This is a genomic window from Vibrio sp. K4 (genome assembly GCF_051122595.1).
Taxonomy (GTDB): domain Bacteria; phylum Pseudomonadota; class Gammaproteobacteria; order Enterobacterales; family Vibrionaceae; genus Vibrio; species Vibrio owensii.
This window is the reverse complement of record NZ_CP178577.1, coordinates 2,463,245-2,487,952: the sequence shown is the minus strand read 5'-3', so window position 1 is coordinate 2,487,952 and position 24,708 is coordinate 2,463,245. Positions and strand designations below refer to the sequence as shown.

Here is a 24,708-nt window from a genome sequence, read left to right as displayed (position 1 = left end):
CTCATTGAACAATATACACGGGGCTTTAATATGTCTGAATCAGTACTTCAGCGACTAGAAGAATTAAAAGAGTCGTTGCATTACCACGCTGTTCGTTACTACGTGGAAGATAACCCAGAGATTCCAGACGCAGAATACGACCGTATGATGCGTGAACTATTGGATATTGAAGCCGAGAACCCAGAGTTGGTGACTGTTGACTCTCCAAGCCAACGTGTTGGTGGTCAGCCACTGTCTGAATTCAGCCAAGTCACTCACGAAGTGCCAATGCTGTCTTTGGACAACGCGTTTGATGATGCTGAACTGGATGGTTTTCACAAACGTGCTCAAGACCGTGTCGTTGGCCATACCATTAAACAATACTGCTGCGAGCCTAAGCTTGATGGCTTAGCTGTGAGCCTGCTGTATGAAAACGGCGTTTTGGTTCAAGCGGCAACGCGTGGTGACGGTACGACGGGTGAGAACATCACTGAAAACGTACGTACTATCAGCGCTATTCCATTAAAGTTACAAGGCAAAGACTGGCCGACACGTCTAGAAGTGCGCGGTGAAGTGTTTATGCCAAAAGCGGGCTTTGACAAACTTAACGAGAACGCACGAAAAAAAGGCGAGAAAGTTTTTGTTAACCCACGTAACGCGGCAGCAGGTAGCTTACGCCAATTAGATTCCCGTATCACGGCATCACGTCCTCTAAGCTTTTACGCATACAGTGTTGGCGTTGTGGAGGGGGCAACCCTTGCTAACAGTCACTACGAACGATTCTTACAAATCAAATCGTGGGGCTTGCCAATGTGTCCAGAAACTAAGCGTGTCGATAGCTTGGAAGAGGTTAAAGCGTACTACCAAGATATTCTTACTCGCCGTGAAGCTTTGGCTTACGAAATTGACGGTGTCGTTATCAAAGTGGACGACATTGCGATTCAAGAGCGTTTAGGTTTTGTTGCTCGTGCTCCTCGTTGGGCGATTGCCTACAAATTCCCAGCTCAGGAAGAAATCACTACACTGAATGAAGTTGAGTTCCAAGTTGGTCGTACTGGCGCAATTACTCCAGTAGCCAAACTTGAACCAGTATTTGTTGGTGGTGTGACGGTCTCTAACGCAACACTTCATAACGCAGACGAGATTGAGCGTTTGCAAGTGATGGTCGGTGACCAAGTCGTGATTCGTCGTGCCGGTGACGTGATTCCACAAGTGGTGTCTGTTATCAAAGAGCGCCGCCCTGAAACAGCTCGTGAAATCCTTTTCCCAGATGCTTGTCCGGTATGTGGCTCTCACGTTGAGCGTATCGAAGGTGAAGCGGTAACACGTTGTACTGGTGGCTTAGTATGTCAGGCGCAACGTAAAGAAGCGTTAAAGCATTTTGTTTCCCGCAAAGCGTTAGATGTAGACGGCCTGGGTGACAAGGTAATTGAGCAGCTAGTGGATCGTGAGATGGTGGAAACGCCTGCTGATCTATTTAAGCTTTCTGCGGGTGTTCTTACGGTTCTAGAGCGAATGGGTCCTAAATCGGCAACCAACGTTGTCAATGCGCTTGAGAAATCAAAACTCACCACATTGCCACGCTTTTTGTACTCACTCGGCATTCGTGAAGTAGGGGAGGCAACAGCAGCCAACCTAGCACAACACTTCAAGAATCTGGATGCTATTCAGCAAGCGACAGAAGAGCAATTGATTGAAGTTCAAGACATTGGTGTGATCGTGGCAAAACACATTACGACTTTCTTTGGCGAAGAGAAAAACCAAGCTGTTGTTCGTGACTTGCTAGAACAAGGTATCAACTGGCCAGAGATTGCAGCTCCACAAGAAGGTGTTGAATTACCATTGGAAGGCAAGACGGTCGTATTAACTGGCACGCTTTCTCAACTAGGTCGCTCAGAAGCGAAAGAAGCATTACAGAACCTAGGTGCGAAAGTAACGGGTAGTGTATCGAAGAAAACAGACATTCTGTTTGCTGGTGAGAACGCGGGTTCTAAGCTTGCAAAAGCGCAAGAGCTCGGTATTGAGATTCAAACTGAGCAAGACTTACTCAACTTGATGAATTAACTTCTCTCAAAAAAGCTAAAAAATACCTAAAAGCCCCAATTGCCAGTCAGTTGGGGCTTTTTCTTTGCAATTAAAAAGTCACTCAATAACCTCATAATTCCGCTGTTTAGTGATTTCAGTGATCAGGATCGACCCTTCAACGATTTATCTCCTATAGGCCAAAGTCTGCGATCAACTTCAAATTGAGCTTTGTTGTTTTTACTTAAGTATTTGTATTTTAAATACTTAATTGCTTGTTGTGTCTTTGGTGTTAAAAATAAGATCTGGATCAACAACTTATATGGAACTTTGGCGTTGGTCATATTTTTTTAGAAAAAAAATAAGTTCCATTTGGATGTTTTTAGATGCGAAGTTAGTCTTAGAAGCGTGGATACACGGTGTGTATGCAGGAACTAAAAAGAACCAATTTAGAAATATTGAGGTTCACTCAGGAATTTACTTCTCTCCTTCGGCGGCCAACTTAAGGTGAGATAGAAAAATACAGCTATATCCATTTTTAGGAGTTTTTTCCATGGACAAATTTTTTAAAGTATCTGCCCTTTCTGCGGCAATGATGGGTGCAGTAGTTGCTGCTCCAGCAATGGCTGAAGATCCATTAGGTCCAGAGTACGCTGGCGCAGTTTCAGAGTTTTTCTCTGAGTCGACTATCAGCGGTAACCTTAACTTTTGGATGCGTGCTCGTGACCGTGGCAATGTAGATGCAAATGGTAACGACACTAAAAAGGTAACGAACCTAGACCACGGTTCTATCTTTGCAAACCTAGGCTTCAACTCTGGCTATGTTGGCGGTGTTGCTGGTCTTGATGTTGTTATCTACAGCACATTCGACATGTGGCAAAACGGTGGTGCAGACCACGAAATGAACTTCTGGGGTGTAAACAACCCATACGATAAAGAAGCGAAAGACAGCGCATGTTCTGATGTATGGACTGACTGTACAGACAACGGCGTTTCATTTGCTACTGCGGCAGCGAAGTTCAAACTAGGTGATTCTGCTACTGCGAAACTTGGTTACTTCCAACCATCTGTACCTAGCTCTCTAGGTGTTAACTGGTCATTCGCTCCTGGTACTTACCTAGGTGGTGAAGTTGGCGGAAAAATCGGTGGTTTTGACCTAGGTTTGGTTGTTGCGACTGAATACAAAGCACCGTGGTTCAAAGAAACTTACGAATTCAGAACAACTAAGGGTGAAGACGCAGGTACACTTTACTCTGTAGGTGGTCGTTACACTCTAGACAACGGTATCTCTCTAGATGCAGCATACGGTGGTCTATCTGATGGTGACCGTTGGAACGCTCACTTTAAAGTGAAAGGTACAACAGAAGGTGGTCTATACTGGTCTCCTCAACTATACATCGTTGATGATAGCGAACAGTACGACAGCACTGCATACCAGCTAGCACTTTTGACAAGCTTCTCTTCTGGTCAGTACTCATACCGTGCTGAAGCGACATACACTGGCGCAGATTCTGGTGACCCAGCAAACGTTGGTAACATGTCTTACCGTCTAACTAGCCAATACGGTGGTTCAAACGGTGCTTACGAAATCTGGTGGAACAACCGTTCTGACTTTAACCACGATGAAGAGCTAGCGGTATTTGGTTCTGTGTCTCGTGACTTCTCTGATATCGGTGGTAAAGGCTTTAGTGCTGGTCTAAGTGGTGCATACGGCTTCGGTTCATCTGCTCAAGGTTACGATGACCTTAGCGAGTACGCATACAGCGTTTTTGCAAACTACGCAATCCAAGCTGGCGCACTTAAAGATGCTCACATCAGCTTCTACTACACTAACTACTACAATGATACAAACGCTCCAAACTGGACAGGTTACACTAACTTGTTCCAAGATGAGGAAGATTTCAAGCTAGTACTAGCAATTCCGTTCTCAGTTAAATAAGCGAACTGAATAAACTAAATAGTGTCTAAAAAGCTGAGCATACGCTCAGCTTTTTTTGTCTCAGAGACCAAGGAGCTAACCATGAAGAAAGCACTGATCATTCCATTTGTATTATTCTCCCTTCAAGCTTGCAGCACTGCCCCTAAAACTCCAGCCGAGTATTGGTATGGGCAAGGTGAACGTTTTGGCTCAAATGGCTACCGCTACGACAACGATGTTTTAGCGAACTTAAAAGAGAGTGTTTCTTTTGACGAAGCATCCTACAAGGCGGGCTATGAAGCAGGTAAAGCAGAGTACTGTGATCCTTTCAAAGCGTTTGAAAAAGGTATCCAAGGTACTCGTTATACTGACCAATGTTCAGGACAGCCTCAAGAAGTCATGATCAAAGCGGAATGGCAAAGAGGGTGGGATGCATTTATCGGTTCTGACTTCTACAAGTTCTAAGTTTTTTCATTTAATGGCCAACGAAGTTTATCCCCATAAAATAGATAAACTTCGTTAAAACCATTGATAATGTTAATTATTTAAATGTACCACCGTACATTGTGCATAATTCGCGTGGTAGGTGTTTTACTGTACCATCACTAAATGTGCAATCTACGCCGGCACCGAATGCATGTCCCGCTGAGTTTTGTGCTAAAGAAATTGGAGATGCAAAAATAAAGCACGCGATAAATAAAGCAGCAATCTTTTTCATGGTGAATCCTCTCACTCATTAAATTTCCAGCTTAGGCTGAATAATTAATTGATCTTTCAATTTAAAGTTAGAATTGTTTTATTTCTTTATCGTACCATTTTGATGTTGGCATAAGACGATTGGCATATAATCGCTAGTCCCGTCTGGTAGATAGCATTGCACGTTAGGCCCTGTAGCACTGTTACCGTTTGAGCCTGAGTAGGCAAACACGCTTGATGAGAACAACACCACAGCGAACAACATCATTGTCTTTTTCATAGTACTTCCTCTTACTTACCTTAAAAAAATATAAGCACTTAATTGACATGCTTATGCGTTAAGTATGTATAGAGACCTAGAAAGATCAAAATTAAATTCAACAGTGTTTTATTTTTTAAAATAAATTTAGATTTCGAAAAAGGAGTTATATTTTTCTATGTGTCTGAATTATTTAATTTGAATAATTAAGTAAGAGTAGGAAAAGAGAGTATGCTGATAATATTTATATCACTTAATTTTTGTAGTTAATTTAAATAAGTGAATGAAATAAAAGAAGTAGTTTGAATAGATATGAAATAGGGTGCTTTGCACCCTATTATTTTGACACAAGTCAGCGAGAAACCGGTTTAATCTTAAGAATAATACCGTCAACGGCGATAATTTCGACTCGAGTTCCTGCTGGTAAATCGTGTTCTGATTCAGCAGACCAAGTAGTATCTGCCACTCGTAAGCGGTTCATCCCCACAGTGAAGTCTTCATCTAATGTCACGATACTACCGACTAATTGCTTCTGCTTTTGGTTAAGATCGCGCGCGCTGTCGCTCTTACGATCTTTCGACCATTGCTTTCTCCACCACAGCCACGTTGTCATCAAGCTGAAAGCAGCAAAAGCTAACCATTGCATCTGCCAACTGATGGGCAAGAAGGACAAAATGGTTCCGACGATAAGCGCCGATATGCCAAGCCATAAGAAATAGCCAGCAGTGCCGAGTAGCTCGATCGCTAGCAAAGCAAAACCAAACGCAATCCAATGCCAGAACGTAACGCCTTCCAATAGGCTAAATAAATCCATAAGTAGACCTTAGTCTTTACTTTGTTTGAACATCTCTGCAATACCAGCAACGGAGCCCATGAGTCCAGTAGCTTCAATCGGTAACATGATAATCTTACCATTTTCTGCTTGGCCGATACTCTTCAATGCTTCAGTGTAGCCCTGAGCAATAAAGTAGTTCACTGCTTTGACATCACCTTTAGCAATGGCTTCTGACACCATGTAAGTTGCTTTTGCTTCCGCTTGCGCAGCACGTTCGCGGGCTTCTGCGTGTAAGATCGCAGACTGCTTTTCACCTTCCGCTTTTAAGATCTCTGATTGTTTTTGACCTTCAGCGCGTAAGATTTCTGCTTGGCGCACACCTTCAGCTTCTAAGATTTCTGCACGTTTATTACGCTCTGCTTTCATCTGAGCATTCATCGCTGCGGTCAGATCTGCGGGTGGCTGAACGTCTTTAATCTCAATACGTGTCACTTTAACACCCCAAGGGTTAGTCGCTTGGTCAACAATAGAGAGAAGCTTGGTGTTGATCATGTCACGTTGGCTGAGCATTTCGTCCAGCTCCATTGAACCAAGTACGGTACGGATATTAGTCAGCGTAAGGTTACGGATTGCATGCTCTAAGTCGTTTACTTCATAGGCTGCTTTGGCAGCGTCGATAACTTGAACAAAGCCGACTGCGTCGATAACGACATTCGCATTATCTTTAGAAATGACTTCTTGAGCTGGAATGTCGAGAACTCGTTCCATCATATTGATCTTCTGACCGATTCTATCGACAAACGGAATGATTAAGTTCAAACCTGGTTTAAGAGTGTGGGTGTAGCGCCCAAAGCGTTCAACTGTCCAGTTGTTGCCTTGAGGAACGGTTTTAATCGCAGACGCGAGGAGGATGATGGCTAGAGCAACGAAAATACCGATGGTGATCAATGAGTCAATTGGCATGTGCTATTCCCTTAAGTGCATAGTATTGATTCATTTTTACTCATTTGGGCTTATGAAACAATCGTAGAAATGAGAGGTTTGATAAATTCCAGACAAAATAAAGGCCGGAAATTCCCAGCCTTTATTCACTTTAATTTCAGATTGTTACTCTACGTCGAGCTTTACTTAGGATATTCAATCCAACTTGAACCATCTAACGAGACGTAGTACTTACCATTTACTTCAATCACCGTTGAGCCAGAGTTCTGCGCGACCACTTGTGTTTCTGGTAGGTTTCCTGCTAACTCATCCGGACTAAAGGATTTCTTCTCATAAATGTTCTGCTCAAGAATATTCGATACCAATTGCGATAGCGCTAAATAGCTTGATGGCGCTTTTACGTGCTTAGTATCGCCTTGGCGTTGGATACCTTCGCCGAAGACTTTAATTCCGACAGGAGTGTGAACGATCGTTGGTGCCGGAATCTCACGCATGCCTGAAATCTGCATTCTATCTCCTCGCATACCGGCGCCATGCTCTGGCACTAAAGCAACAACGATATTGCGTTTAGAGGCTTTAAGCTCTTGGAAGAACGAATAAAGATCATCAAGAAGGTTCTTTAGACGTTTCTTGTAACTCACCATAGACGTTGTCGAATTGGCATTGATGATGCGGTTACCATCATGCAATGAAATGGTGTTATACAACGCAACCACTTTCTCATCATCGCTTTTGATTCGTTGTTGCCACCAATCATCAAGCACCTGTTTGTCACGGAAGATCGATGAGCCATCAAATGATTTTTGATAAGGCGTGAATCCTTCTTGAGACATCAAGTTCGTTTTGAGATCGCCATCTTTTTTGATCAGTTCTAAGAAGCTATCGAACACACCGTTGTGGTTCATCAATAGATTTTCTTTGAAGCCGAGATCTTTCAGGTTATCGAACAAGTAACATTGCTTTGGAGCAGGCTCGAACAATTTACTGTGTTCTTGTTGACCACAGCTTGCTCTCAGCAGTCTAACAACGGCAGGCCCGCTGTAGGATGTCGCCGCGCTGAAGTTATCAAACATGACATCAAACTCTTTGAACAACGGGTGATCAGCCATACCAGCAATCTCAATGTCATCCCAAGCGACGGAACAGATGCTCAAGAACAGCAAATCAAACGGAGCATCTTGTGCACTGTCAGGGCTGAACGAAACACGTCGTGACGCTTCTTTCGCAAAGAAATCTGCGGTCATACTGTTGAGTGACTCATCGTTGATTTCTGTGACTTGAGGTTGTGTCGTTTCCGCCACTTCCGTAGTTGCTGGTGGCGCAGGTTGAGTTGTCTCAACGGTGACTGAACTCTGTGGCGTTTTTGGAATGCTGACGTAAATCATTGCGATGACAACGAATACAGAAACGCGTAAAAACTTACTCAGGATGAAATACGCTGCGCACAAAGCAAACAACCCAAGTAATGCTTGCACCGAGATGAAGCGTCCCATAAGTTCGACAAGATAGCTAAACTCAAACTGCATCAACTGACCCGCCTGAGCCCATAATCGCTCTAACGGAGGTAAGAAAGAGTCATAATGCAGTAGCCATGCAGCTATGATCACTGCGATAACATGCCGCAGGACATTCAATGCTCTTACTGGCACAGGTAACAGAATAAAGAGCAAGAGCGCAAAGTTTTCTAGCGGATGGAAATCGATGATCCCTTGGAGGAAGAGGGCAACTTTGGCAATAAAATAAATGTTCCACCAACCCAATCCAATTGTGAACTGAGCGGGCTGTTTAGAGTGTGAAGTCATCACTTAAGCTTCTTGTTTTTGTTTACAGAAAGATCTTGTTCAAAGTACTGCGCGCGTTTTAAGTACCTATCGTAGAGCCGCTTTATCGCGCTTACTGCATCACGCAGAAAATAGCCAAGGACTAATCCTATGCAAAGGCTAATGCCTACGGTGAGCATAAAGTCATCAATGTTCATTCCTGCTCCTTAATGTTGATGGCTTTTTTAACTGCGAACAAAGCAGGTACCTCGATCATCGGCTTTTTCGTTACCGCGAAAATCTGTTTCTCCGTGGTCAAGCTTGATACCTCCTCGGAGATGCTGACTTCATCCTCTAGGATGTATTTTAGTTCAGCTTCGATGTCGTAATGGGTATCGAAGGTGCGCGTTGAGTGAAACAAATCTCGAGGTGGAAACTCGAAAATATTGTTGAGTGCAACATCAATGTCGTTATGACGGATAGCACTGAACAAAACATACAGTGCTTTGTTACACGCGGTGACGACATCACCATCTCGTCGGATGTGGCACAGACGAAGGCATTCTTCAGGGCTCATTCCTGGCAGCAAATTCAACTTAATCAGAGCAAAGTTGACATTAGAACGGCTCGAACTGGCGATCACATCCGTACAGTATTGACTGAAGTCTCTGTTATGCAGGTAGCCTTTGCTGCCAAATTTAACGTCGTACTTTAGTAAGGCCTCTAAGCTTTGAGGCAATGCACGTGTCAGCATTTGTCCTTGTATAGCTTCCACCTGGGTCATAAAGCGCATCTGAGGAACTTGCACTGGTGAAATCAGATTTACACCAGCACGAAGCAAAAATTTTTCATCCGCATATCGTAAACATTGGTGTGTTTCTCTGATCACGAGCTTGAGTTGTCTGCCCGCTTTTGTGCGCAGTCGGTAGCAATCCAATGCCAACTGTTGCACTTCGCTCTGACTTGAACAGTTGAAAACGATCGTCGATGCTCTAGGGCTGTCTAACATCTCCAATAGCTGTTGGTTATTTTCTGCTAGGTGCATTCCTCTTGGCACTTTTGTGCTGTCACCCAAGGCTTCTTTAGTAATGTAAAGTCGTTCGCTATCGGCTTTGTCTTCTGTAATTTCGTTCGTTTGCAACTTTTCATATGGTGTCGCGAGCAAGTGACCGTTCTTATCAAAAGATAGGATGTATTCCTCTTCTGATTTCACCCCATGTTTGCTGGACCAAAAGTCGACAAAGTAACTGTATCGTGTTTCATCTAATGCGCTCATCGTCGCTAGACCAGCGAGGTATTGATTATTCGTCAACAACTTAGGCTTAAGTATCGATGTCGCCAAATGACCATAGATACATATATTGATAATGAGCGATTTTTTATGGGCGAATTCATTTATTGTTCTTAGGAATATGCCTACATCTTTGTCGCTGCAGTGAGATAAAATCGAGTCGGGAATAAACAAAATATAGTTAGATCTCTTACTAATATTTATTTTGTGAATGTCTTTAGCAAGATTAATTGGGTCTAACTTCTTTTTTTGACTTTTATTACTTATGAAGTAGATCTTATCAAGATAACTATCAGATAAGTCATTGAATTTTTGTGATGCTTCGCGGTTTAGACCGGAAAGGAAAGTTTCTTTATTGGTGAAACTTGTAAGTGAAGTGTTGTAATTTTGGCTTGATGCACTAATTAAGAAATCAATTGTCATGTGTTTGTGAGAAAATAAATTGACGTATACAGATCGATTTTCTCGTTCACTGGTAATTGCGGATAGACCGTTTATTAATGACATCAAAATAGCCTTTTAATCAGTTAGTTATGTTCATCTTTCTTTGTCTTTAAGCTGTCGCTGTATGTAAAACGTTACAGAAAAAAATGCCAATGTGACAATAAAATGACGCAAAGATATTAAACGAAATTGATCAAAAATAAAATTAGATATAGCATTATCTGCCTTGATGTTTATAAGTTTAAAATTATGCATTTGCAAACTAATATGTTTATAGTTTGACTATAATTTTGGCTTATATGTCGTAAACGGATAATTACAACTCATCTTCATAATCTCAGTTTCTGAAGCCAAACATCATTTAGGAATTTAATAATCATGTGATCAATGACTTAGGTTGTTCACATTTTTTCTCATTCTATAAATATGTGATGCACGGGTTAGGTGCGTCAAATTTTCAGCATCGTATTTGATAAAAATTTAAGCAAGATAGGAGTGTCTTAGCGCTTTATCAGATGCGTGGATAACGTGGAAAGATGTCGTGACAGAGCCAGCAAAAGACATTAATTCGATCTACTCTTCATATGACTTAACTCAGCATCAATATGTTGAGACGACAGAAAACGAGTCGTATCTCAATGTGAAAAGTAAATGGTTGGTTTTTCAATCTCAACCGACCAAAGACAGTGGAACTGGGATCAAAAACAAACAAGCAGGTCTTGAAACGGAAGCGATATGAAGCGCCTTCTTTTTGTTAGCCTGAGGGGCGGGTGTGGAGCAACCACGGTAACCGCAAACTTGGCTCAAGCTTTAGTCAAAATTAACAAGCAGGTTCTTGCGATCGACGCAGTGCCTGAGAATCTGTTACGCCTTCATCTTGGTCTTCCTTATGAAGAGCGAGACGGTTGGGCTGCACGTGTGTTGTCTGGCGATGCTTGGGTAGAGGCCGGGTATCAAAGCCCGCAAGGCGCTCTGTTGCTGCCATTTGGCGAATTGGATGCCGACCAAAAGGGGCAGTTCGCTCAATCTTATCAATTCCTTCAAGCGCTTGGTCGTTCAACCTTGCAAGTCACAGATGCAGAGCAATGGCAGTTGTTCCACGGTGATATGTCTTACCTCATGACTCCAGAAATGAACGCGTTTGTTGAGTCGATGGACATGGTGTTTGTGGTTATTAACGCTGATGCAATGAACTACGCAACGTTACAAACGGCGCTTAGACACTCGTCTAAAATCAGCAACCTAGTTGAGTCTGGTAAGCTGCGTTACATTCTTAATCAATATCAGCCTGAGACTGAGATTGGTCGAGATTTCATGCTGGTGTTTAAGAAGGAACTGCAAGCGTCGTTAGTGCCTGTTCTCATGCATCGTGATACGGCATTGGCTGAATGCGCCGCCAACTTGACGACCGTACAGCATTACTCTCCGACGAGCCAAGCAGCGAAAGATTACCAGTCTTTGGCATTTTGGTGCGTTTCAACGCTTGCCGCTGCAACTTCTCAGGGCTAATGCATGCGTAGCCTCAACCTTATCTTCCAAAGCTGGATAGTCGATCAATTTCAGTCGCACAAGCAGGCGTATGAGCAAGCTTGGGAATGCAAAACCAATTGGCTGGGTAACATTGTGCTCTCTGTTTGGTTTTCATTGAGCTTTGTTTTCCTAAAACCTGTGATTTCTGGTGTTCCCTCTTGGAAGCTGCCTCTGGTCTATTTCCCACAAGTTAACTACGCCGCTCCTCGCTTGTTTGACCCGATTCGATTTGTTGTCCAGAGCGTTTGGTTACTGTGTTTTAAGCAAAGTGTGGCGTCTGCTTGGTCTCATCAAGCCAGTGGTGTCGTGATGCATCTTGCTGAGAAAATCCGCAATGCTTTCTACTTGCCGTTTGAGCTGGTGGCTAAAAGTGTTCGTTGGTTAGAACAAACGGCCAACCAAGTTAAAGATCCTGAAGTTCGTGAACGCATGAAAGCCAGTAAGTCTGCGATGGTATTGAACTATGCATTGCTGTTCCTCGTGGTGTTGCTCGCATTGCTCTGTTTTACCGTGCCATTCGGCTATCAGGCACAGACTGTATTTGTGCTTTTATTGTGGGCACTTGCCATGATGGTGCGACGCATGCCGGGGCGCTTTCCGACCATGTTGCTCATCATTCTTTCGGTGACAGCATCTTGCCGTTATCTCTGGTGGCGTTACTCATCAACCTTAAACTGGGACGATCCTATTGCACTGATCTTAGGGGGTATTTTGCTTTTGGCAGAAACCTATTCTTGGATCGTGTTGATGCTAGGTTACTTCCAGAATATATGGCCGCTCAACCGTAAGCCAGTTTCGATGCCACAAGATCAATCGACTTGGCCAACCATCGACTTGATGATTCCGACTTACAACGAAGATCTCGATGTGGTTAAAGCGACGGTGTACGCCTCAATGGGTGTGGACTGGCCAAAAGACAAATTGAAAATTCACATTCTCGATGATGGTAAACGAGACAGCTTCCGTGACTTCGCAAAGAGTGTAGGGGTTAACTACATTCGCAGGCCGACTAACGAGCACGCCAAAGCCGGGAACATCAACTATGCGTTAAAGCAGACGGATGGTGAGTTTGTGGCGATCTTCGACTGTGACCACATTCCAACTCGAGCATTCTTCCAGCTGACTATGGGGATGTTCCTCAAAGATCCGAAGCTGGCGCTGATTCAAACTCCGCACCACTTCTTCTCTCCGGATCCGTTTGAACGTAACTTATCGAACTTCCGTAATGTGCCTAATGAAGGCAACTTGTTTTATGGGTTGATTCAAGATGGTAACGATTTGTGGGACGCGACTTTCTTCTGTGGATCGTGCGCCATTTTGCGCCGTGAACCGCTTGAAGAAGTGGGTGGTATTGCAGTTGAAACCGTAACGGAAGACGCACACACGTCACTGCGCATGCACCGATTGGGCTATCGCTCTGCTTACCTTAAGCAGCCAATATCAGCGGGTTTAGCGACAGAAACCTTATCGGCACACGTAGGGCAACGTATTCGCTGGGCGAGGGGCATGGCGCAGATCTTCAGGGTCGACAACCCGCTCACCGGTAAAGGGCTGAAGTTGTCGCAGCGGCTTTGTTACGTCAATGCCATGCTGCATTTCTTATCCGGTATACCGCGTATTGTTTTTTTGATTGCACCTCTGGCGTTTTTATTGCTGCACTCTTACGTCATTTACGCACCAGCATTGGCGATCATCCTGTACGTTTTGCCGCACATGATCCACGCCAGTATGACCAACTCACGCATGCAGGGTGACTATCGTTACTCCTTCTGGGGAGAAGTGTATGAAACCGTACTTGCTTGGTACATCGCAAGGCCAACCACCGTCGCTTTGTTTGCGCCTCATAAAGGGACATTCAATGTAACGGCGAAAGGGGGCTTAGTTGAAAAATCGCATTACGACTGGGTGATCTCTCGACCGTATTTGGTGCTCGTGGCACTGAATATTCTTGGTTTTGCCGTGGGCCTGTATCGAATGGGGTGGGGGCCCCAGGATGAGGTTGGCACTGTCATCGTGAACTTAGTATGGACGATGTACAACTTGCTGATCTTAGGTGCAGCGGTCGCGGTTGCGGTAGAAGCGAAACAGGTACGAAAAGATCACCGCGTAGAGGTGGCAATTCCTGTTGCGGTGAGATTGCACTCTGGGCATTTGATTCAAGCTCAGATGAAAGACTTTTCATTAGGGGGCGTCCGCATCGAAATCGATGGCGTTGACGGACAAACTTGCCAGTACTTACTCGGTCAGTCACTCGAAGTGATTCTGAATCGTGGTGGACAAGAATTCGTGTTCCCGATGACGGTTGCCTATGCTCATAAAGGCATGTTTGGTATGCAACTCAATGAATTGTCGCATCAACAACAAATCCAATACGTCCAATGTACATTTGCGCGAGCAGATACATGGGCGAAATGGCAACAAGGCTATCAAGCAGATAAGCCACTATCGAGTATGCAAGCCGTTCTACAAGTCGGCTTTAATGGATACAAGCGCTTGCTACAACACTGCCCGAAATTTGTCGTGGTCAGTGTGGATGCACTTTTATTTTGTATCGAATTTATTTGGTCACTTCGACCTCGCTATGTCCCAATCAGGACCACAAGTCATGCTAAATAATAAAAAACTAACAGCGTTGACGACGGCAATCACTCTGATGTGTATGTCGGGCAGTCTCGCGGCACAAGAAGTAAAACAGCAATTGTCGGAACCCCAAGCTCAGCAACAAGACGCGGAAAATGCCACCGTCTTTAAGCGAGTTGTTCCATTTAGTCAATTGGGCTACAGCGGCTCAATTGCGATTCAAGGCAGTGAAGCGAACGCTTATGTCGGCTTTGGCTCTCGCCTTGATGAGGTAGTTTCAAAAGCCACGTTGTACTTTGATATTACGCCTTCGCCAGCATTACTTGCTTTGGTTTCACACGTCAAAGTGTACTTGAACAACGAGTTGATGGGCGTGGCGTCTATCGTTGATGGCCAGCAGGGTAAAAAGCTCAGCCTTTCTATGCCGCTGGATACGCGTTACTTCAGTAACTACAACCAAATTCGTTTTGAGCTGATTGGCAATACTCAAAAAGACTGTGCCAACCCAAATGATTCCAGTATTTGGGCCGAGATCAGCCAAAGCAGCCGCATCGAAATGTTTGTGCAAAAAACGCAACTAGAAAGCGACTTGAGCTTACTGCCAGCGCCTTTCTTTGATGTTCGTGACTTTAGCCAACTCAATCTGCCTGTTGTGATGGGCGATAAATATGACTTAGACGAAGTGAAAGCAGCTGGTGTTTTGAGTTCCTACTTTGGCTCTTTGGCGGCTTGGCGCGGTGCGCAGTTTCCTCTGAGTTTCGACACTTTGCCAGAGCGCAACGCCGTCGTGTTTATCACCAACGACAACAAACCTGAATTCCTAAAAGACTTCCCAGATACGGATGGCCCGCGTGTACAGGTGATTACCCACCCAACCGACCCATACGTGAAGTTATTGCTGGTGATTGGTCGTGATAGTGCTGACCTAAACACCGCGGTACGAGGCTTGGCATTGGGTAACCAAATTCTCACCGGACCCATTGCCAAGATCAACGAGGTGAAGCAAATCAAACCTCGCGTGCCTTACGATGCGCCAAACTGGGTGAGCACAGATCGACCGGTTGCGTTGTCTGAATTGGTTGAGCAAAAGAGCATGCTGCAAGTGGAAGGTCGCACACCACCGCCTATCAGCGTGAGCCTACGTTTGCCACCAGATCTGTTTACTTGGCAGAGCCGCGGTATTCCAATGGATCTGAACTACCGTTACTCACCGCCGACGGAAGACCATTCTGGCTCCCGTCTGACATCGAGCATTAACGACCAGTTCATCGAAGCCTTTAACCTGACCACTGCTGGCCAAGGTGGCGACTCCAACCGTGTCCGTGTGCCATTGTTGGATGACAGCATTCTGAGCAGCGACGACCGTGTACGTATTCCTGCATTCAAAGTCGGCAGCAAAAACCAGATCGATTTTGAATTTGGCTTTGCGTCTGTCACTGATGGTTTGTGTCAGGTGACTCAACCAAGCAAGCAATATGCAGTGGTTGATGGCGACTCGACGATCGACTTTAGTGGCTTCCCGCACTACATCGAAATGCCAAACATGCGTGCGTTCGCAACATCTGGCTTCCCTTACACACGTATGGCGGATCTGTCTGAAACCGCAGTTGTGGTGCCAAAAAATGCACCAAAAGAAGCACTACAAACCTTCTTGAATGTCATGGGCTCTTTGGGCGGTGATTCTGGCTACCCAGGTATCCAAGTATTGTTGACCGATAAGTGGGATGCACAAGCGCTAAAAGACAAAGATATCTTGAGCATTGGTGTGGTGCGTTCATTAGAAGAAGCGGCGAACGACCCAGACCAAGTGAATCTGGTGGTTGAAGCAGGCGAGCGCCAAATTCGTCTACCCAGCAAGAATGAACAGCAGCTTGGTATGAACTGGATGAACCCAAGCGATGCGAACCAAGTGCCAGCTGATTATGTGTCGGTGGAAGCAGGTGGCTCCTTTGCTGCGATTTATGGTATGGAATCACCTTACACAAATAATCGCAGTTTAGTGTCTATCATGGCTGCTCATCCTGCTGATTTTGCTACGGTTGATGAAGCACTTGCGGATTCGGGCAAAGTGGAGCATATGTTTGGCTCGGTAGTGACGCTAAGAAACGATGAAGTCGCGAGCTATAACGTTGGTTCTCACTACTTTGTGGGTGAGCTGCCAGTGTGGCAATTAGTGTGGTTCCACTTCTCAAATCATCCAATCATCGTGGCATGCTTCGCTGCGTTATTGATGGTGATCGTGACTATTGTGCTTTGGCGTGTTCTGCGTCAGGTCTCTGCAAAACGTCTAGAGAAAACTGAGGAGGAAGAGGAATGAAAAAGCTGATTGCACTTATCATGCTACTGGCTTCTCCTCAGCTGTGGGCAAACACGTGTGACTGGCCACAATGGGACACGTTCAAGTCGGTTTATATCGAACAAGGCCGAGTCGTGGATGGCAGCGATGAGCGCATGATCACCACATCGGAAGGCCAGTCTTATGCGCTGTTCTTTGCTTTGGTTGCCAATGATCAAAAAGCCTTCGCCGAGGTATTAAACTGGACTCAAGTGCATTTAGCTGGTGGCGACCTTACGGCAAGATTGCCAGCTTGGTTATGGGGCAGAAAAGCGAACGGCAGTTTTGGTGTGTTAGATACCAATGCAGCATCGGATTCCGACCTTTGGATTGCTTACGCTTTGGTGGAAGCAGGTCGATTGTGGGATAACTATTATTACCAATCGCTTGGTCATCTACTTGCTAGTCGTATTCTACGAGAAGAGACTGTAACTATTGACGGTGTGGGCACCGTGTTACTGCCTGCACCAACAGGGTTTGAGTTTGGTGATCGTTACCGTGTGAACCCGAGCTATGTGCCGTTACAGTTGATTGCACGAATGGAAGCTCTGTATCCGCAATATTCATGGGATGGTATGTATAAAGCAAGCGCGCGAATGCTAACGCAAACCATGCCAAAAGGTTTCAGCCCTGATTGGGCGACGCTCAGCCAAGGCCAGTACAGTGCGGATTCGGTGACTGGGCCAATTGGCAGCTACAACGCCATTCGTACCTACTTATGGGCGGGTATGCTTGATGACCAAGTCACAGAAAAAGCTCAGCTGATTCAGCAAATGCAGCCCTTTGTCGCAGCGACTAAAGCGCTCGGCGCACCACCACGAGAAGTGAATACAGAAACGGGTGAATACACTCAAGTTGGCAGTGCAGGATTTTCTGCCGCTGCATTGCCTTTGTTGGCGGCGTCTGGTGAGTCTGAGCTGCTCAAAGCACAAGCAAGCCGAGCGCAGCAAGAGCTTATCTCGGACAGAAACGACCACTACTACGACAATGTTTTGAGTTTGTTTGGCCTAGGCTGGCATCAGGCGCGCTACCGCTTTGGCAAACAAGGTGAACTGTTGCCTGCATGGAGCGAGCAATGCCAATAGCAAGACGTGCTTCGTGGTTGATCTCGCTGGCCATGATGGCGAGCGGGATTGCTCCTGTTTATGCTCAAAGTTTTAGCTCAAAGCCGCTCAGCAAAGCGCAGTTAGCTGCGGTATACCAACCTGTTGAAACGGTTCAGTTCTCGACGTCTCTTGCTCGGGTAAACTCGGTGGAGTGGCTGGTTGAACAACTGAAACTGGCGGATGCAATAGGACGCGACGACATTGTCGAAAGTACGTTAGAGCGTTTGTTTGCGATTGAGGAAGGCAACCCGATTGGCTTGTATTACCAAGCCAATATGTACTTAAAGCGTAAACAGCCAGAGCTGGCGAAGCAGACGTTTCAGCGTTTAACTAAACAATCGCCAAATTCTCCACAAGCCAAAGACTTGGCTGCCATCATGTCTCTTCAAGGAGATAACAAAGGCGATTACCAACGAGCTAAGCTGCTTGCGAAATCTGGTCGTTACGAAGAAGCCATACAAGCGTATAAAGTTATTTTCCCAAACGGCATGCCTTCTGCCGCATTGCAGTTAGAGTTTCTTCAGCTGCAAAGCAATCTTGATGGAAGTTGGCAGGCGGTAAAGCAAGGTTTAGAGCGCTTAAATGCAGACTACCCGGGTGTGCCTCAGTTTCAACTCGCATTGGCAAACCATATCCGCAAAGAGAATCCAGCTGATCCATGGATTTTGGATACCTACAAAAAGCTCGCTTTAGCGCCAGTCATTGGCAGCAGTGCGGCGACATCTTGGTTGCGTGCTCTCGATCAACTGCCTATCTCAGAACAAGCGGTTCAACAATACGCGATTTTAGCGAGTTACTATCCATCAGATCTTGAGATACAACGAGCTAACCAAGGCGCGAAGAAGCGCTGGGAAACCGAGCAAGACCTGCGTAAGGACCCAACCTATCTTGCTAAATTGAAAGGTCTCAAACTGCTGGATGAAGATAAAACCTTGCAAGCTGAGAAGCAGTTGCGTTATGCGATGACGGCGCGTCCGAACGACCCAGAAATATTGGGTGGTATGGGCAAGGTCTATCTGCGTAAAGGTCAGCAACAAAAGGCGCTTGAGTACTTTGAACGTGCGCAGCAGCTAGATAAAGACCCGGATAGTGCTTCTAAATGGGCTACTTTGATTGAAACCTCGCAATATTGGGCTTATTTGGACCAAGGTGATGCACTGGCTGAGAAAGAGCAGTTTAAACAAGCTGAAAGCCTTTACCGTAAAGCCATTCAATCCGACAAAACCCAGCCTTACGCTTTCACCTCTTTGGGAGCACTTTACTTAGCACAAAAGAATTATGCCGCAGCAGATAAAGCTTATATCCAAGCACTACAACTTGAAGCGCTGAACGGATCTGCCTTACGTGGACGACTCGATGTTCGTATTGAGCAGCAGGATTGGGCTGGTGCGGCTTCACTTGCACAGCGATTTTCTCCAGCACAAAAACAGGTGGTGTCTGAGAAAATCAATGGCATTCAATCTGAGATCATTCTGGCGAGATTGCGCATTGCGATAGCGAAAGATGACCAAGCAGGTATGCAATCTGCAGTGGAAGAATTGATTGAGCTGAAACCAACATCACCGTGGTTGAGATTGGACATCGCCGATGTGGTTCGCTCTATGGGGGATAAACGTCGTGCCGACAAGCTGATGTCTGAATGGGCGACGAACAGCACTGATCCGGAAATGAAGTTCGCGTATGCCTTGTACCTCGCTCAAGATTTTAAAGTCGATGCGGCGATTTCTGAGTTAGAGAGTGTGCCGAAGCGCGAAGTTACCCCTGCCATGGAGCGTAACCTCACACGCTTAAAGCTCAATGCTGATTTACAAGATTTACCCGCGCGTTATCAGGCCTCACCGAAGGCTGTCACTACCATGTTGACTTCGCTTGAGTCTCAATATGCTGGGCAAGTTCAACCTCTAGCAAGGCTTGTGAGTGCTTGGGTAGAGATTGAAAAGGTCGATGAAGCGCAGCGCATTTATCACAGTATTCGCCCCTCAAGTAAATGGACTACCGACGAAAAACTCGCTTACGGCAGTATGATGGTGAGCTTGAATCAGTTTGACGATTTCGACCAATGGTACGAAGGCTTGGCGTTGAGTAAAGACCAGCAAGCAGTCAGTGCATCTGAAGCGCTGCAATTTGATGAACTCAAAACACGTCGTACTTTAGCGCAAGCGGATTTGTTACTCGCGAATCAACAGCCAGAGCAAGCAATGGCTTTGTATGAACGTATCTCATCAAAACCTGAACCATTCAAGACGCAAGCTCAGGTGGGGTTGTTGCAAGCCAGCGCACAGAGTGGAGATGAGGCAACCTATCACGACTTGCATCTGATCTTGAATAAGAAGCGCGACACGCTGAATGCTGCTCAGCTGATGACGGTTGCTTCGGTATTCAATCAACTCGGTTACCGCAATGATGCGAACACCCTTAACCGCTTGCTCGATGAGACACAGGACGCTGACGCTCTGGCGTATCGAAACAGCATGTCTATTGCGATGGACAATCAGCAATGGACGTTAGCGGAGGAGCGCGGACGTCAGGCACTGAACAGTGATCGAATTGAAAAAAGTGCAAAACCAGATGAAGCAAGTCTAGAGACGCTTACTTTGCGTGAGTTGTATGACACAGCCGATGACTACTGGTTAACGCGCAATGTTAAGTCGGACATCGATACGCTCCATGATCGCAGTGATGGTCATGTACTCATTGGTTGGGATTACAGTGCCCGCGATGGGCGTAACTCATCTAACCAAGTGCCAATCGAAGCGCGTATTCCGATTGAATCACTCGATGGGCATCTGTTGCTGAGAGCGGATTACGTGTCTATCGATTCGGGTGAGTTAGATTACTACGAGAAGGATCCTAAAAACTTCCCAACTACAACAACGGTTCAAAATGATGCATCGGGTATGGCGCTGGGTGTGGGTTGGCAAGCCAAAGATTGGCAAGTGGATATCGGCACTACACCGATTGGTTTTGACCATACTACTTGGGTAGGCGGGGTCAGTGTGGATGGTGATCTCGGGGACTTCGGGTGGACAGCAGAAGCGTCTCGCCGTCCTGAAACCAGCAGCACACTTTCTTATGCTGGAATGACAGTACCGAGTGGAACCAGTGATCCTCAAGGCAAAAAATGGGGTGGTGTAGTTCGAACAGGCGTTAAGCTCAATTCGAGCTGGGATATAGGTGGCCCTTACGGTTTTTGGAGCAGCCTGCAATACCATGCACTGACGGGTGAAAACGTTGAAGACAACACTCGCCTCGGTGTGCTTGGTGGGGCTTACTACAAACTGATCGCAACGGATGATCAGCGCCTGAGCATTGGCACTAACTTGATGTACCTCGACTATGACAAGAACTTGGGTGAATACACACTTGGTCATGGCGGCTACTACAGCCCACAAAGCTATTTCTCTGTGTCATTGCCAGTCAACTATTACGGTCGCTACGACAGCACATGGTCGTATCAATTGAGTGCCTCCATTTCTAACTCATGGACAGAAGAAGATGCGCCTTATCTATCTTCTAGTGATAGTTCTGAGCGCGGTGGCGGTTTTGGTGCTTCGCTGCAAGCCGCCGTTGAGAAACGAGTGAGTAAACGTTGGTATATCGGTGCGCTGGTGGATCTACAGCGTTCAGAGTTTTATACGCCAAACCACTTCATGCTGTACGGAAAATACACCTTCAATGACCGCTGGCAGCCGATTGAATACCCACCTGCGGTACCTACGCTGTACAGTGATTTTTAGTACCAGCCTCTCTCGTGACGAGTATTTTAGGAATGGTAGAAACAACAAAGGCCGGAGTTTTCCGGCCTTTTCTATTTGAGCTGTCCTGCTTTAAATCGATTCGCTTAGTACAAAATCGAGTAAAGTTGACGGCGGTACTTACTTGCCAGTGCGTTGCCTTGGCCAAGTGCGCTCAAGATATCCATAAAGACTTTCTTCACTTCACCATCTTGTGCGCCTAGGTTGGTCTTAAGAATGTTCCAAAGTAGCTCTAACGCTTCTTCATCGCGACCCACTTGGTTGTACTGAACTGCAAGTTCACACGCCAATTCAATGTTGTCAGGGTTTGCTGCTAGTTCTTGTTCAAGACGCTGAAGCTCTGGGCTTTCTGCTGCTTGAAGGTGCAGGTCTAACTTCGCGATCAAACCTTTGTAGTAGTTGTCTTGGTATTCCAGTGGAATCGCGCTTAACAGCGCTTGTGCCAATTCAAACTGTTTGGTTTCCAGCAAGCAATCTGCCATCGCTAGTTTCACGTCGCCACGGTTTTGAAGTTCTTCCGATAGCGTTTGAAGAATCGCTAATGCTTGAGCATGCTCACCTTGTTGGAGCAATTCACTTGCTTGCTTCAACTGCATCTCATCTTGGCTTGGTAGGTGCTTTTGCAGCATTGCTGTAATCACATCAATAGACTGAGGACCACCCATACCATCGACGGCTTGGCCGTTCATGAATAATGCGATGGTTGGTAGGACTTGCACGCCAAATTGAGAAGCAAGAGCAGGTTGCTGTTCACAGTTCAATAGAGCAAGGGTAAATGCGCCGTTGTATTGCTGAGTCAGCATTTGTAGATCAGGAATCACTTGTGCGCTTTCTGGTTGAGCGCCCGCCCAAAAGTGAATCAATACAGGCGTGTTCATTGATCCTTCAAGCGTTTCACGGAAATTTTGTTCTGTTAACTCAACGATAAATGGGGATTGCATCAGAGTATCCTTGCTTTTTGTTTCTTGTCGTTGATTGTAGATATGGAGTTGATATTTGGGAAATTCAAGCGATAGAAAGGAAAAACGCTGCCGAAGCAGCGTATTCCTGATAGCAAGCGAAAGTGCTATTAAATTTGGCTAGTCCAGCACGGTTTAGAGAGTCTTGTTAGACGTTATAGTAGTGTGCTGGGTGTGGTATCAAAATAGGATGAACATGGTCAACACTACACCCACACTAAGCCAGTTAAGCTGATTTAATGTCATTATTGTCTCGCGAAAATACAAAACAGAAAGGGTGGCGATACCAAATCTATAGTGAGTATCCACATCACGTTCAGGCTCGATGGATGAAGATACTGACTTAGAAATTGATTCGAACATTGAGGTTTTCTTAACCTACATGCTCATAATGACATCACATTGTTACGGTAAAATTACATCGTGATAAAAATTTTTTATGCTGCTTGTCGCAAAATCTTATCAAGAATACGAGTTGGTAACAGGCGCTTTAATACCGCAAATACTTTGGTCGGTGTGGTGATTCGGTAGCGAATCTTTGGTTTATCACTGGTGAGTGCGTGAAGCACTGGCTCAATACAAGACTCAGCTGGAAGGACAAATTTGTTGTTCGACTTGTCGTTATCCAAACGCTGCTTTTGCCCTTCGTAAGCTGTTCTGTGGGCACTGTTTTCCACATCAATCCACTGCTCAAACGCTTTTAAGGCATTTTGTCTAAACTGGGTTTCTATCGGGCCGGGTTCGATCAGCGCAACTTTGATGTTGGTGTCCATCAATTCCAAACGTAGCGTGTCTGTCCAGCCCTCCAGTGCGAACTTAGAGGCGTTATAGGCACCACGATATTTCATCGCCGCAAACCCTAGCACAGAGCTGTTTTGGATGATTCTTCCTTCACCCTGTTTGCGCATGTGTGGCAACACTTCTCTTACGAGTTGGTGCCAGCCAAAAAAGTTGGTCTGAAATTGTGCTTGAAGTGCTTCTGTCGGCAGATCTTCTAATGCGCCAGGTTGTCCGTAAGCGCCATTGTTAAATACGGCGTAGAGCTTTCCCTCGGCCAGTTCCAGTGCTGTTGAAACTCCAGCAGAAATACTTTGAGGATCATTAAGATCTAACTGAATGCAGGTTAAGCCTTCACTGGTTAAGCGTTGAACGTCTTGCTCGTTGCGACAAGAGGCAATAACGTGAAAGCCCTCTTTTTGTAAAGCATGGGCACATACGTATCCGATGCCTGTGGAGCATCCGGTGATCAGAACTGACTTTTTCATATTAGGGCTCACAAAAGGAGGTAGTGAGCCTCATGATTCAACAACTTCTGTCTTGAAGCAAGTTCTTGAGTGCTGGCTCGACGCGAGAATAACTGAACTTGAAGCCAAGCTCGGTGAGCTTTTTAGGTTTGGCTCGAACGCTATCAAACAGCAAACAAGACGATTCGCCCATTGCCATGTTCATGACCCATTTAGGGGTAAACAGGATATGTGGTCGTTTGAGAGTTTTCGCCAATGTGCCGCTGAAGATTCGGTTGCTGACAGGGTGGGGGGCACACAAGTTGAACTCGCCATGAGCATGCGGTGTTTCGAGTAAGTACATAATGGCTCGAACCATATCCAAAATATGAATCCAAGGCATGTACTGTTTACCGCTTCCTAGTGGGCCGCCTAAACCGAGCTTATAGGGGAGAAGCATTTTGGCAAGTGCTCCACCATTTTGTCCAAGCACTAAGCCCGTTCGAAGTATGCAAACTCGAGTTTGCTCGGATTCTGCACGCTTGGCAATTTGCTCCCAACGAGCACAAACATAGTGCGCAAACGCCTCACTATTTACGTGTAAGCATTCGTCAAAAGGGTGGTCTTGTTGATCGCCGTAATAGCCAACCGCAGAGCCGCTAATAAATACCGCTGGTGGCTCAGTACTGGCGTGAATCAATTCAACGATTCGCTCGGTCACTTTCCAACGACTGTTACAAATGACCTCTTTCTGCTCCTTGCTCCAGCGTTTATCTGCAATCGGTTCGCCGGCAAGGTTAATCACCGCATCGACGTCATTGAGATCTTCAATCGAATCTAGGGAGTCTAGATATTGAATGTTACCGACATCGGCATGCTGTAATCGCTGTTTTGCCTGCGCAGGGTTACGCGTCAACAAAATAACTTGGTGCGTAGTCAGGAGCTTAAGGAGCTCTGAACCAATAAAGCCTGTACCGCCAGTCAGTAATATCTTCATGTCATCCCTTTGATTGTAAAACCATTCAAACATTATAGTCGTTAACCGCCTTGCATGATCATTTCAATGACTTGCGATGTCGATTTTATTATTAGTTCCTAATGGTTTAGTAGCGATTTCTTACCAAGCGATGCAAA

Annotated in this window: 20 protein-coding genes; 9 read left to right on the top strand and 11 right to left on the bottom strand. The window is 45.6% G+C overall.

The window, feature by feature from the left end:
- Positions 1-30: 30 nt before the first annotated feature.
- From ligA to ACLIIY_RS11050, 3 genes are all read left to right on the top strand, one after another.
- Positions 31-2,043, top strand: coding sequence for an NAD-dependent DNA ligase LigA (gene ligA, locus ACLIIY_RS11060; protein WP_434527615.1), 2,013 nt, complete (start codon positions 31-33; stop codon positions 2,041-2,043).
- Between the two features lie 511 nt (positions 2,044-2,554).
- Positions 2,555-3,940, top strand: coding sequence for a hypothetical protein (locus ACLIIY_RS11055; protein WP_005436905.1), 1,386 nt, complete (start codon positions 2,555-2,557; stop codon positions 3,938-3,940).
- Positions 3,941-4,021: 81 nt separating this feature from the next.
- Positions 4,022-4,384, top strand: a complete 363-nt coding sequence (locus ACLIIY_RS11050; RefSeq protein WP_434527614.1) for a DUF2799 domain-containing protein — start codon at positions 4,022-4,024, stop codon at positions 4,382-4,384.
- A 76-nt stretch (positions 4,385-4,460) separates the two neighbouring features.
- Here ACLIIY_RS11050 and ACLIIY_RS11045 read toward each other — a convergent pair whose 3' ends face one another.
- The 7 genes from ACLIIY_RS11045 to bcsE all read right to left on the bottom strand — a co-directional run bounded on the left by ACLIIY_RS11045 (position 4,461) and on the right by bcsE (position 10,149).
- The gene (locus ACLIIY_RS11045; protein ID WP_020197694.1) at positions 4,461-4,637 is read right to left on the bottom strand and encodes a hypothetical protein; all 177 of its coding nucleotides are present in this window, start codon (positions 4,635-4,637) and stop codon (positions 4,461-4,463) included.
- A 78-nt stretch (positions 4,638-4,715) separates the two neighbouring features.
- The gene (locus ACLIIY_RS11040) at positions 4,716-4,895 is read right to left on the bottom strand and encodes a hypothetical protein (RefSeq protein ID WP_009707247.1); all 180 of its coding nucleotides are present in this window, start codon (positions 4,893-4,895) and stop codon (positions 4,716-4,718) included.
- 331 nt (positions 4,896-5,226) lie between these two features.
- Positions 5,227-5,688 (bottom strand): NfeD family protein, encoded by a 462-nt coding sequence (locus ACLIIY_RS11035; protein ID WP_005436909.1) that lies wholly within the window; start codon positions 5,686-5,688, stop codon positions 5,227-5,229.
- Between the two features lie 9 nt (positions 5,689-5,697).
- Entirely contained in the window at positions 5,698-6,612 is a 915-nt protein-coding gene (locus tag ACLIIY_RS11030; RefSeq protein WP_005436910.1) for an SPFH domain-containing protein, read from the bottom strand.
- 161 nt (positions 6,613-6,773) lie between these two features.
- A complete protein-coding gene (gene bcsG, locus ACLIIY_RS11025; RefSeq protein WP_434528551.1) occupies positions 6,774-8,393 on the bottom strand; it encodes a cellulose biosynthesis protein BcsG in 1,620 nt (539 codons plus the stop codon).
- The gene (locus ACLIIY_RS11020) at positions 8,393-8,569 is read right to left on the bottom strand and encodes a hypothetical protein (protein WP_167371678.1); all 177 of its coding nucleotides are present in this window, start codon (positions 8,567-8,569) and stop codon (positions 8,393-8,395) included. Before ACLIIY_RS11020 ends, bcsG begins: the two co-directional genes overlap by 1 nt.
- The gene (gene bcsE, locus ACLIIY_RS11015) at positions 8,566-10,149 is read right to left on the bottom strand and encodes a cellulose biosynthesis protein BcsE (RefSeq protein WP_434527613.1); all 1,584 of its coding nucleotides are present in this window, start codon (positions 10,147-10,149) and stop codon (positions 8,566-8,568) included. The genes ACLIIY_RS11020 and bcsE overlap by 4 nt, the downstream gene beginning before the upstream one ends.
- A 478-nt stretch (positions 10,150-10,627) precedes the next feature.
- Here bcsE and ACLIIY_RS11010 point away from each other — a divergent pair, with 478 nt between their 5' ends.
- Genes ACLIIY_RS11010 through ACLIIY_RS10985 form a run of 6 tightly spaced genes read left to right on the top strand, consistent with a single transcriptional unit; the run spans position 10,628 to position 21,374 of the window.
- Positions 10,628-10,825 (top strand): hypothetical protein, encoded by a 198-nt coding sequence (locus tag ACLIIY_RS11010; protein WP_039985971.1) that lies wholly within the window; start codon positions 10,628-10,630, stop codon positions 10,823-10,825.
- Entirely contained in the window at positions 10,822-11,595 is a 774-nt protein-coding gene (gene bcsQ / locus ACLIIY_RS11005) for a cellulose biosynthesis protein BcsQ (protein ID WP_334422822.1), read from the top strand. The genes ACLIIY_RS11010 and bcsQ overlap by 4 nt, the downstream gene beginning before the upstream one ends.
- Before the next feature lie 3 nt (positions 11,596-11,598).
- Positions 11,599-14,232: a UDP-forming cellulose synthase catalytic subunit gene (gene bcsA / locus ACLIIY_RS11000; RefSeq protein WP_434527612.1), complete on the top strand. Its 2,634-nt coding sequence runs from the start codon at positions 11,599-11,601 to the stop codon at positions 14,230-14,232.
- Positions 14,222-16,513 (top strand): cellulose biosynthesis cyclic di-GMP-binding regulatory protein BcsB, encoded by a 2,292-nt coding sequence (gene bcsB / locus ACLIIY_RS10995; RefSeq protein ID WP_434527611.1) that lies wholly within the window; start codon positions 14,222-14,224, stop codon positions 16,511-16,513. Before bcsA ends, bcsB begins: the two co-directional genes overlap by 11 nt.
- Positions 16,510-17,616 (top strand): cellulose synthase complex periplasmic endoglucanase BcsZ, encoded by a 1,107-nt coding sequence (gene bcsZ / locus ACLIIY_RS10990; RefSeq protein ID WP_434527610.1) that lies wholly within the window; start codon positions 16,510-16,512, stop codon positions 17,614-17,616. The genes bcsB and bcsZ overlap by 4 nt, the downstream gene beginning before the upstream one ends.
- Entirely contained in the window at positions 17,607-21,374 is a 3,768-nt protein-coding gene (locus tag ACLIIY_RS10985) for a cellulose synthase subunit BcsC-related outer membrane protein (RefSeq protein WP_434527609.1), read from the top strand. The genes bcsZ and ACLIIY_RS10985 overlap by 10 nt, the downstream gene beginning before the upstream one ends.
- Before the next feature lie 104 nt (positions 21,375-21,478).
- Here the strand turns inward: ACLIIY_RS10985 and ACLIIY_RS10980 are convergent, their stop codons facing one another.
- The 4 genes from ACLIIY_RS10980 to ACLIIY_RS10965 all read right to left on the bottom strand — a co-directional run bounded on the left by ACLIIY_RS10980 (position 21,479) and on the right by ACLIIY_RS10965 (position 24,571).
- Positions 21,479-22,333: a co-chaperone YbbN gene (locus ACLIIY_RS10980; RefSeq protein ID WP_434527608.1), complete on the bottom strand. Its 855-nt coding sequence runs from the start codon at positions 22,331-22,333 to the stop codon at positions 21,479-21,481.
- A gap of 198 nt (positions 22,334-22,531) precedes the next feature.
- Positions 22,532-22,714 (bottom strand): hypothetical protein, encoded by a 183-nt coding sequence (locus tag ACLIIY_RS10975; protein WP_009707234.1) that lies wholly within the window; start codon positions 22,712-22,714, stop codon positions 22,532-22,534.
- A 74-nt stretch (positions 22,715-22,788) separates the two neighbouring features.
- Positions 22,789-23,616, bottom strand: coding sequence for an SDR family oxidoreductase (locus tag ACLIIY_RS10970; protein WP_171371760.1), 828 nt, complete (start codon positions 23,614-23,616; stop codon positions 22,789-22,791).
- A gap of 37 nt (positions 23,617-23,653) precedes the next feature.
- Positions 23,654-24,571 (bottom strand): TIGR01777 family oxidoreductase, encoded by a 918-nt coding sequence (locus tag ACLIIY_RS10965; RefSeq protein ID WP_027726824.1) that lies wholly within the window; start codon positions 24,569-24,571, stop codon positions 23,654-23,656.
- Between the last annotated feature and the right edge of the window lie 137 nt (positions 24,572-24,708).

Bases quoted from the DNA above. Each gene is read 5' to 3' on its own strand.
- bcsQ (WP_334422822.1), top strand. From the start codon at position 10,822: ATGAAGCGCCTTCTTTTTGTTAGCCTGAGGGGCGGGTGTGGAGCAACC.
- bcsB (WP_434527611.1), top strand. From the start codon at position 14,222: ATGCTAAATAATAAAAAACTAACAGCGTTGACGACGGCAATCACTCTG.
- ACLIIY_RS10965 (WP_027726824.1), bottom strand. From the start codon at position 24,571: ATGAAGATATTACTGACTGGCGGTACAGGCTTTATTGGTTCAGAGCTC.
- ACLIIY_RS10970 (WP_171371760.1), bottom strand. From the start codon at position 23,616: ATGAAAAAGTCAGTTCTGATCACCGGATGCTCCACAGGCATCGGATAC.
- ACLIIY_RS10980 (WP_434527608.1), bottom strand. From the start codon at position 22,333: ATGCAATCCCCATTTATCGTTGAGTTAACAGAACAAAATTTCCGTGAA.
- ACLIIY_RS10975 (WP_009707234.1), bottom strand. From the start codon at position 22,714: ATGTTCGAATCAATTTCTAAGTCAGTATCTTCATCCATCGAGCCTGAA.
- bcsE (WP_434527613.1), bottom strand. From the start codon at position 10,149: ATGTCATTAATAAACGGTCTATCCGCAATTACCAGTGAACGAGAAAAT.
- ligA (WP_434527615.1), top strand. From the start codon at position 31: ATGTCTGAATCAGTACTTCAGCGACTAGAAGAATTAAAAGAGTCGTTG.
- bcsG (WP_434528551.1), bottom strand. From the start codon at position 8,393: ATGACTTCACACTCTAAACAGCCCGCTCAGTTCACAATTGGATTGGGT.
- bcsZ (WP_434527610.1), top strand. From the start codon at position 16,510: ATGAAAAAGCTGATTGCACTTATCATGCTACTGGCTTCTCCTCAGCTG.
- ACLIIY_RS11030 (WP_005436910.1), bottom strand. From the start codon at position 6,612: ATGCCAATTGACTCATTGATCACCATCGGTATTTTCGTTGCTCTAGCC.
- ACLIIY_RS11055 (WP_005436905.1), top strand. From the start codon at position 2,555: ATGGACAAATTTTTTAAAGTATCTGCCCTTTCTGCGGCAATGATGGGT.
- bcsA (WP_434527612.1), top strand. From the start codon at position 11,599: ATGCGTAGCCTCAACCTTATCTTCCAAAGCTGGATAGTCGATCAATTT.
- ACLIIY_RS11035 (WP_005436909.1), bottom strand. From the start codon at position 5,688: ATGGATTTATTTAGCCTATTGGAAGGCGTTACGTTCTGGCATTGGATT.
- ACLIIY_RS11050 (WP_434527614.1), top strand. From the start codon at position 4,022: ATGAAGAAAGCACTGATCATTCCATTTGTATTATTCTCCCTTCAAGCT.
- ACLIIY_RS11040 (WP_009707247.1), bottom strand. From the start codon at position 4,895: ATGAAAAAGACAATGATGTTGTTCGCTGTGGTGTTGTTCTCATCAAGC.
- ACLIIY_RS11020 (WP_167371678.1), bottom strand. From the start codon at position 8,569: ATGAACATTGATGACTTTATGCTCACCGTAGGCATTAGCCTTTGCATA.
- ACLIIY_RS11045 (WP_020197694.1), bottom strand. From the start codon at position 4,637: ATGAAAAAGATTGCTGCTTTATTTATCGCGTGCTTTATTTTTGCATCT.
- ACLIIY_RS10985 (WP_434527609.1), top strand. From the start codon at position 17,607: ATGCCAATAGCAAGACGTGCTTCGTGGTTGATCTCGCTGGCCATGATG.